This window comes from Methanobrevibacter sp., from assembly GCF_045220775.1.
Lineage (GTDB): Archaea > Methanobacteriota > Methanobacteria > Methanobacteriales > Methanobacteriaceae > Methanocatella.
Map to the genome: position 1 here is coordinate 1 of NZ_JBGUWC010000044.1, position 7697 is coordinate 7697.

General features: G+C 35.5%; 8 protein-coding genes. 1 reads left to right on the top strand and 7 read right to left on the bottom strand.

Annotated features, from left to right (window positions below; genetic code table 11):
- Window positions 1-58: 58 nt before the first annotated feature.
- The 6 genes from ACJROP_RS02245 to ACJROP_RS02270 form a co-directional block, all read right to left on the bottom strand.
- Entirely contained in the window at window positions 59-1270 is a 1212-nt protein-coding gene (locus tag ACJROP_RS02245) for a cofactor-independent phosphoglycerate mutase (RefSeq protein WP_406533876.1), read from the bottom strand.
- A gap of 30 nt (window positions 1271-1300) precedes the next feature.
- Complete coding sequence (locus tag ACJROP_RS02250) at window positions 1301-2320, bottom strand: homoserine dehydrogenase (protein WP_406533877.1); 1020 nt, start codon at window positions 2318-2320, stop codon at window positions 1301-1303.
- A gap of 9 nt (window positions 2321-2329) precedes the next feature.
- Window positions 2330-2815, bottom strand: a complete 486-nt coding sequence (locus ACJROP_RS02255) for an amino acid-binding protein (protein WP_406533878.1) — start codon at window positions 2813-2815, stop codon at window positions 2330-2332.
- 11 nt (window positions 2816-2826) lie between these two features.
- Window positions 2827-3042: an Asp-tRNA(Asn) amidotransferase subunit GatC gene (gene gatC, locus ACJROP_RS02260; protein WP_406533879.1), complete on the bottom strand. Its 216-nt coding sequence runs from the start codon at window positions 3040-3042 to the stop codon at window positions 2827-2829.
- A 395-nt stretch (window positions 3043-3437) separates the two neighbouring features.
- Window positions 3438-3635, bottom strand: a complete 198-nt coding sequence (locus ACJROP_RS02265) for a hypothetical protein (RefSeq protein WP_406533880.1) — start codon at window positions 3633-3635, stop codon at window positions 3438-3440.
- Window positions 3636-3781: 146 nt separating this feature from the next.
- Entirely contained in the window at window positions 3782-5233 is a 1452-nt protein-coding gene (locus tag ACJROP_RS02270) for an asparagine synthase-related protein (protein WP_406533881.1), read from the bottom strand.
- A gap of 635 nt (window positions 5234-5868) precedes the next feature.
- On the opposite strand from ACJROP_RS02270, the gene mtrH reads away from it, so the two are divergent.
- The gene (gene mtrH, locus ACJROP_RS02275) at window positions 5869-6807 is read left to right on the top strand and encodes a tetrahydromethanopterin S-methyltransferase subunit H (protein WP_406533882.1); all 939 of its coding nucleotides are present in this window, start codon (window positions 5869-5871) and stop codon (window positions 6805-6807) included.
- Between the two features lie 128 nt (window positions 6808-6935).
- On the opposite strand, the gene ACJROP_RS02280 is transcribed toward mtrH, so the two are convergent.
- A complete protein-coding gene (locus tag ACJROP_RS02280) occupies window positions 6936-7661 on the bottom strand; it encodes an ABC transporter permease (protein ID WP_406533883.1) in 726 nt (241 codons plus the stop codon).
- Window positions 7662-7697: the final 36 nt, after the last annotated feature.

Genomic DNA, 7697 nt, shown 5'->3' on the forward strand with positions numbered 1-7697 from the left:
TGCTGTAAAAGTGCATCCCTCTTTGTGAGGACTGCCGTTAACAAGAATTACTTTCATTTTAATAATCTCCATCTATCAATCTTTGAACTAAGAAGTGTCCTTCCCTGAATTCAAGAGAACCTTTTTTAACGCCTTCTTCATCAAATGATTCGCATTCATCACCTTCGCGTGCTGAATCATAAATCACTAAAGGCACATTATCTCGGGTATGGGTTCCGACGCTGATTGGAGTCGGATGGTCAGGCAATATTGCTACCCTGAAGTCTTCGCCTTCCAAGCTTTCAATTATCGGACCTACGATAAATTCATCGATTCTCTCAATGGCTTTTACCTTCTCTTCAGTATTTTGAGCGTGTCCTGCTTCATCAGGCGCTTCTATATGAATCAACAATAAATCTGTTTCTTTTAAAGCTTCAATACCATATTCACCTTTCTGCTTATAGTCAGTATCGAAGTATCCTGTAGCTCCAGGAACTTCTACAATGTTCATGCCTGCGAAGTTTCCTATTCCCTTAAGCAGGTCAACACCGGTGATTACAGAAGCTGTAATGCCGTAGGTCTCTTCAAAGTTAGGTAGCTTTGGTGTTACGCCTTGTCCCCATAGCCATACCATATTGGCCGGTATTTCCCTTTTCTGGTTGACTTCCGCATCCTTAAGGTATTCCTTTGACTCGAACATTATCTGTTGGATGTCCTGAGCCAATTCACATTCTCCAAATAGATTATCAAGCAGCTTTTCGCCCACCATATCATGAGGAGGAATTGTCTTAATGCTGGATAGGATTTCCGCATCTTCTATGCAGTCGCATGAGTAAATAAACAGATGCCTGTAGCTTACACCTGTGTAGAATTTGCCTTTAAAATCAGGATATTTTTCTGTAAAATACTCATTTAATCCTTTCATTAGCTCATCGGCTTCTTCAGTTGAAATGTGGCCCGCATTGAAGTCGTCCATTTCACATTTTTCACTGTATATTGTATTGCATCTGAATATCACATCACAAGGTGTTGTCGGAATTCCTTCACTGCCTGCCTCCAGCGGCCCACGGCCGGTGTAGTAATCGGCAGGATTGAATCCAAAAATGCTCATGTTAGCCACATCAGAACCCGGAGTGTATTCATCCGGAACATTGTTTGTAAATCCTCCAAATCCATTTTTAGCCAATTTATCTATATTTGGAGTATTGGCCACCATTAAAGGAGTTTTGCCATCTAATTCGTCTACAGGGTAATCGCTAGACCCATCTGGGATAAATATTACGTATTTCATGTTATCAAAATAAATAAAAAAAGAATTTAATTAGTTTTTATTTTTTAAAATACTAATTAAATCGGTCAACATCGCAGAAGCAGTTTCAAGAGATCCTGCTCCAAGTCCAATTACAGATACCTCATCAGCCAAATCTGTTTTGATTGTAGCCATGTTCAGGGTTCCGCTTACGTCATAAGAGCTTCCCCTTTTAACCAAACGTGGGGATACCTGCAGATTGTCAGGAGATACTTCAGCTATCAATTTGATTAAGTAATCGTCCTTTTTAGCAAGCTCAATAGCTTGTGCATTGATATTTGAAATACCTTCAACCTTAACATCACTGTAGGTTGCATCGATTCCTAAAAGGGAATTTGCCAAAATTACTGTTTTACATGCAGCATCAATACCTTCAACGTCTTGGGTCGGATCTGTTTCGGCTATTCCTAACTCTTGGGATTCTTTTAAGATGACTTCATAGTCGGAGCCTTCTGAGGTCATTCTTGATAGAATATAATTTGTAGTACCATTCAAGATACCCTTAATTGACTTGATTTCACATGATGCCAATGTATCCTTTGTGAAATTGATGATAGGCATTGAACCGCCGACACTTGCCTCATATTTGAATTCGACGCCCGCTTTTTCGGCTGCCCCAACAACTTCCTTGAATTTGAGTGCCAAATGTCCTTTATTTGATGTTACAACATCTTTTCCTTGCTCAAATGCTTTGAGTGTTAGTGAAAGTGCAGGTTCTGCATCAACAATATTTGTAGGAGTTGCTTCTATAAGACAATCATATTCAACAGCATCTAAAACATCTGCACCACTTTTATCAGACCCAAATTCAGGATATGCTGATAATTTTCCTTCTTCTTTTTTTGTTTTTACAAGCAATTCTTCATCCAATCCATCTTGTGAGATTGCAGATGAAGATGAATCAGCTGCAGCAACAACCTTTACTGCTACACCTGTTTTATCCTTAATTAATTCCTTCTTCATGGAAATTGCATTAGCCACACCCTGACCTACTGAACCAAATCCCATGATAATGACTTTACATTCATCCATAATAATCACTTAAACTTCATTAATCACTAGTAAATCCTTTTCTTGTGCAATTTCTGCAATTTTATCAAATACTGCTTTCCTTAAACCTATATCGGCTTCAATATTGATTAGTGCAGTAGACTTTTCCTCACCATTCAATTTGATGTCGAATGCAACGATTACAACACCATCAAGCGCATTGATTCTGTCCATTGTGTCCCTTAAATCCTGATCAACAATATGGCCAAAGAAAATAGTGGTTATCTTTTCCTTTTTAACGACACCATCAACTTCAATGATGCTGATTCCTAACTCTTCAAACTTGTCAACGACACTTTTAAGTTCTTCGTGTTCCCCTTCCAAAGTAAGCTGGACAGGAACCATGCCGTCATCATTTTTATAGTCCCTTTTATGGATAATAGTTACCAAATTAGCGCCAACAGTACTAATTGGCTCTAATACTTTAACTAATTGTCCAGGAGCATCCAAAAGTTCTAGAACTAAGTTAATTCTCATATGAATCCCTCTTAATTTGTCCAATCAGCTTTTTTAACAACGAGATTTCCGTCTTTATCGATTCTTGCATTCCTTAATATTTTTTCAGGATTTTTCGCTTGAGCTTTATCATCGCGAGTTAAATTTAAATTGTCAGTGATATACCAGGTTTCATCAGAATCCGGAATATCTTCCAATATTTTTGAGAATTTTTCAATAATATCCTCTGCATCTTTTTCGATTGTCATAAAATAAAAACTCCTATTAATTAATAATATAATTATTATGTTTTTTAATATTAATAAAGTTAAAGATATTTTAGAAAAGAATGAGTAAAAAAATTAAAAATAAAAATTTAAAAATCAATATCCGTATTACAGAATAAAATTCTGCAATACTGCTCATAGATATTGATTAAACTCAACTAGTTTAAATGGATTTATTAAAAAATCCAAACGGAGTTAAAAAAAACTCTAATTAGTATATTGTTATATACCATATATAAATTTAATTAAATTTTTATAAATTGCAGGGAGTGACCTTTATAAGTAAAACTGAACCCAAATCATTGAGCAAAATGACAAAAACAACATCTCATAATATTGTTTATCCCTACAATTTAATGGAGGAAACATTTATAGCATCACATAGTATTAAGTAACACCAATGTGAACACAATAACTAAATACCAAATTAATGTGATATTTAAAGCTATTGAAATCCTAATTTTACTTAGAATATCCACAATGGATCCTCCTTTTAAACTAGTTGAATTGCCAAGTAGAATCATCATCAAAAGAGAATAGTATTGAATCAAACTCATAACAATATTATCAAACATAATATCACTTCCTTGGACTTAGGAGTTACAGTTTGATTTTTATATTAAATTTAAAGATATTTAAATCTTTATTTTAGATATTAAGAACTAAAAATTGCTCTAAATATATAAAATTGCATTAAAAATAATAAAATATAATAAAAAAATTAGTATAGATAAGTAGAAAAATCTGTATCCTTTATAATTTTCTTTCTTAAAATCTTATCAATGCCGGTTCCGTATTGGGCCGCTTTTTTAGGCCTGTATGCTATTTCATAGTCAAGACCCTCTTCAAATGCCAGCTTCCTCAGGATGCTTTTTCTCATGTCATCATGCATAGAAACTATCTTCTTATTGTCAGGGATGTTCAGCGCCAGCTCAACTAAGGCCTTGTCCAAAAACGGCAACCTCAACTCGACAGAATTGAGCATTGAGCATGCATCATCACGCTCCAGATTGACATGATACATGTTTGACATGTCCATTCTCAAATCATAGTTCAGCGTTCCATCCACAAAGCTTTTGAGATATCTCTTATATCCTCCAAAAAGCTCATCTGCCCCTTGGCCTGAAATAGCTACCTTCAGCCCGTCACGAGCCACCATTTTGGTTGCAAAATAGGTTGTAAGCCCAACACCAACCTTCATCAGGTTATCATCGCCGATGGCCTTTACGACACTTGGCAAGGCTTCACGCACCAGTTCTTCTGTCACTTCACATATCTCCAAGTCCAGATTGAGGAATTTTGATGCATATATTGCCGCTTCCACATCCTTTGATCCTTCGGCTCCGACTGCATAGAGTTTAATTTTCAAAGGAACATTTTCTGAAATTTCCTTTAAAAGCAATGCTAGATATGAACTGTCAAGACCACCTGAAAATATTACACCAACCTCATGTAATCCTTCAATCCTTTTGGCAACGCTTAACTTTAACATCTTGTCTATCTTAGATACGTCACCCTCAAAGATCTTTTCATAGATTGCCTGAGCTGGAGATATATCCTGCCAGTTGAAAAGGATGTGTTCAGGCTTTAAGGTGTCAATGTCAATGAAACCGACTTCCTTTAGGGCATCTTTTGTAGATGCAAAACCGCATTTTTCATCAGAAACTGAATAAAACAGAGGCTTGACGCCTAACGGATCTCGTGCAATTGCCATGTTCTGGCCGTCCCAGACTGCAAAGGCATAATCGCCGTCAATCAATCTGATTGCAGCCTGCACCGCTTCAAGCAAATCCAGTTTCTTATTGTAAAAGTCAATCAGATAAAGTAGGACTTCGCTGTCAGAGGTGATTTTCGCCTCAACCCCTACCTTTGATAGGAAATTTCTCATTGTCCTGAAGTTATAAAGTTCGCCATTGAAGACCAAAGTCAGGTTTTCATTTGAAATGGGTTGCGGTTTGGATTGCCTGTCTTCCAAATCGTAAATTGAAAGCAAGTTATGACCAAAAGCCACCTCATAATCGTTATAATCCTGAAAGTCATCCAGATCAATATCCGTGTAAACATTATCCAGATAGATTCCTGATGAATCAGGACCCCTATTTTTTGATGACTTCAACATTCCTATAATGTCATCTGCCTTAACTTTGCCCTGCAGGCCAACAATTGAACACATGATTAAATATTTTAAATTAATAATACTTAAATTACATCTTATCTCATGATAATTTGAATTGAAAAATCACCATGCCTATTATTAAATTAAGAATACATTTTCTCGAAGATATATGCTCCATTATTATTAATTTTATAATATATTATTTTTTTATTGGCATACAAAGTTGTGAATTTTTTGTAATTTTTATAAGTCAATTTTAATGCTCAATTTATTAAATAACCTGATTTGATTTTAAAAATGAAATTTTTTTACCTGCCGTTTAGCCGTCACCATTAAAACCAATTTATTTTCTTTATTTTTATAATATCTATTTAAATATTAAATTGTTTTTCATAATCATGATTAATCATTAACAATAATTTATTTTGAGTTTTTTAAGAGAATTTAATCAGATAAAAAAGGATATTATTTGTTTTCACTGAATATCAAAATAATCATGTTATTTTTTAAATTTAAAACTGTACATTATTATTTTAAATATATTAAACAGTTATTTATAAATTTTAAAATTTATTATAAAAAATACCATATTAACTTATATACTTTTAAATAAAAAATAATTATAGACCTAACTTTAATTTTTTTAAAGTGAAATTGAACAGTTAGGTCTAAAAATATAGAGGTTATAATAAATGTTTAAATTTGATAAAGAACAAGTAGTTTTTGACTTCGCAGGAGTCAAAATGGGTGGTCAACCAGGAGAATATCCTACAGTTTTAGCTGGAACAATATTCTATGGCGGTCACAATATTCTTAATGATGAATTAACTGGGGACTTCGATAAAGATAGAGCCGAACAGCTAATTAATGATATGGCATCAATTTCAGATATAACCGGTAATCCGTTTATTGTGCAGGTTTTTGGACAGACAGTTGAAGCTCTTCCAAAATACATTGAATTCGTTGGAGACATCTGTGATGCACCATTCCTTATAGATTCAACATCCGGTGAAGCAAGAGTGGCCGGAGCACAATATTCAGATGAAGTCGGATTAACAGAAAGGGCAATTTACAACTCAATAAACATGGCGGCAGATAAAACAGAACTAGACGCACTCGCTGAAACAGACATCTCCGCTTCCATTATCTTAGGATTCAACCCTATGAATGCTACAATCGAGGGAAAAATGAACATGTGGGAAAACGGGGATGATGGAGCTTACGAAAAAGGTTTGCTTGAAGTGGCTGCAGATTGCGGTGTTGACAGATTTATGATGGATACTGCCGTAACACCTTTAGGTCAGGGTGCAGGTATTGCTGCAAGGACTTCATTTGCTGAGAAGGCAAAATGGGGATATCCTGTAGGATCCGGAATTCACAACGTTCCGTCTGCATGGGACTGGTTAAGAGAGTACAAAAAAGCGGGTAATAAAACCGCATTTACTGTCTGCGACATTGGAGCAAACATCGTGCAAGTAATGTGCGGTGGAGACTTTGTTCTCTTTGGACCTATTGAAAATGCAAAAATTGCATTTCCTGCAGTAGCACAGACAGACATGTTTATATGTGAAGCTGTAAAAGCAATGGGAACAGAACCGGTTGATTATCATCCGATGAATAAGTTGGTATAATTATCAAAGTTAACCATTTTTACTCCTCTACAACGTGTTAAAAATGTCATTATGACATTTAACAAATCTAAACATAAGTACAAAAAAAGCACTGGATACCTAAACAGTCCAGTGCTTAAAATCAAATTTCATAATGAAACATCTTTTTTTGTAAAGTAAATATATGATATAGCCAAACCAATAACAAAAGTGGCTAGAATGATACCATAGGACACACTAATGCTTGTGCTGTACTCGGCAATCTCACCGGATGCAATCAAATACGGACATACCCAAGGCACATATGGAGCCCAGGTTTGGCCATAAATCAGCATGTTTACCAATGTCAAGCTAGCACCACCAACCATTGCAGGAACCATGTTTGTGATAAACAGTGAAAGGAACACAAATGGAGAGAATGTCAGGAACAGCAGGACATTTGCGTAGAGAAGCTGGGCAAAGCTATCTATAAACAGCTTCAATGTAAAACCGTCAAGGCCTGCAACAAAACCAAAAATGACTGTTGACAGGCTTGTAGCCACTGTTAAAATTAAAATCCAAACCAAAAACATGACATATTTGGCCAAGAGGAATTTTCCCCGTGATATTGGAATGGTCAGCATGGTCTTTAGAGTATGCTCATTGTATTCCCTTCCGAAAAGGTAAGCGATTATTATTGCAAAGAGGAGAACTGCAAACAATGCTGACATGTACATGTTTACATTGGTGAATAGCATATCAAAAGTGCTGCCTTCTTCAAAGGCAGTAACTGCTATAAACATCAGCAGCGGAGGCAATACCGCTCCACCTAGACTTAACAAAAAGATATTTGATCTTTTGAGCTTTAAAAATTCCATCTGAAGAAAAGTTAACATTAAATCACCTTAAGTATTATCTATAATTCGTGTAAA

Coding starts and splice junctions, on each gene's coding strand:
- ACJROP_RS02250 (WP_406533877.1), bottom strand. CDS start 2,320: ATGGATGAATGTAAAGTCATTATCATGGGATTTGGTTCAGTAGGTCAG.
- ACJROP_RS02245 (WP_406533876.1), bottom strand. CDS start 1,270: ATGAAATACGTAATATTTATCCCAGATGGGTCTAGCGATTACCCTGTA.
- ACJROP_RS02270 (WP_406533881.1), bottom strand. CDS start 5,233: ATGTGTTCAATTGTTGGCCTGCAGGGCAAAGTTAAGGCAGATGACATT.
- mtrH (WP_406533882.1), top strand. CDS start 5,869: ATGTTTAAATTTGATAAAGAACAAGTAGTTTTTGACTTCGCAGGAGTC.
- ACJROP_RS02280 (WP_406533883.1), bottom strand. CDS start 7,661: ATGTTAACTTTTCTTCAGATGGAATTTTTAAAGCTCAAAAGATCAAAT.
- gatC (WP_406533879.1), bottom strand. CDS start 3,042: ATGACAATCGAAAAAGATGCAGAGGATATTATTGAAAAATTCTCAAAA.
- ACJROP_RS02265 (WP_406533880.1), bottom strand. CDS start 3,635: ATGTTTGATAATATTGTTATGAGTTTGATTCAATACTATTCTCTTTTG.
- ACJROP_RS02255 (WP_406533878.1), bottom strand. CDS start 2,815: ATGAGAATTAACTTAGTTCTAGAACTTTTGGATGCTCCTGGACAATTA.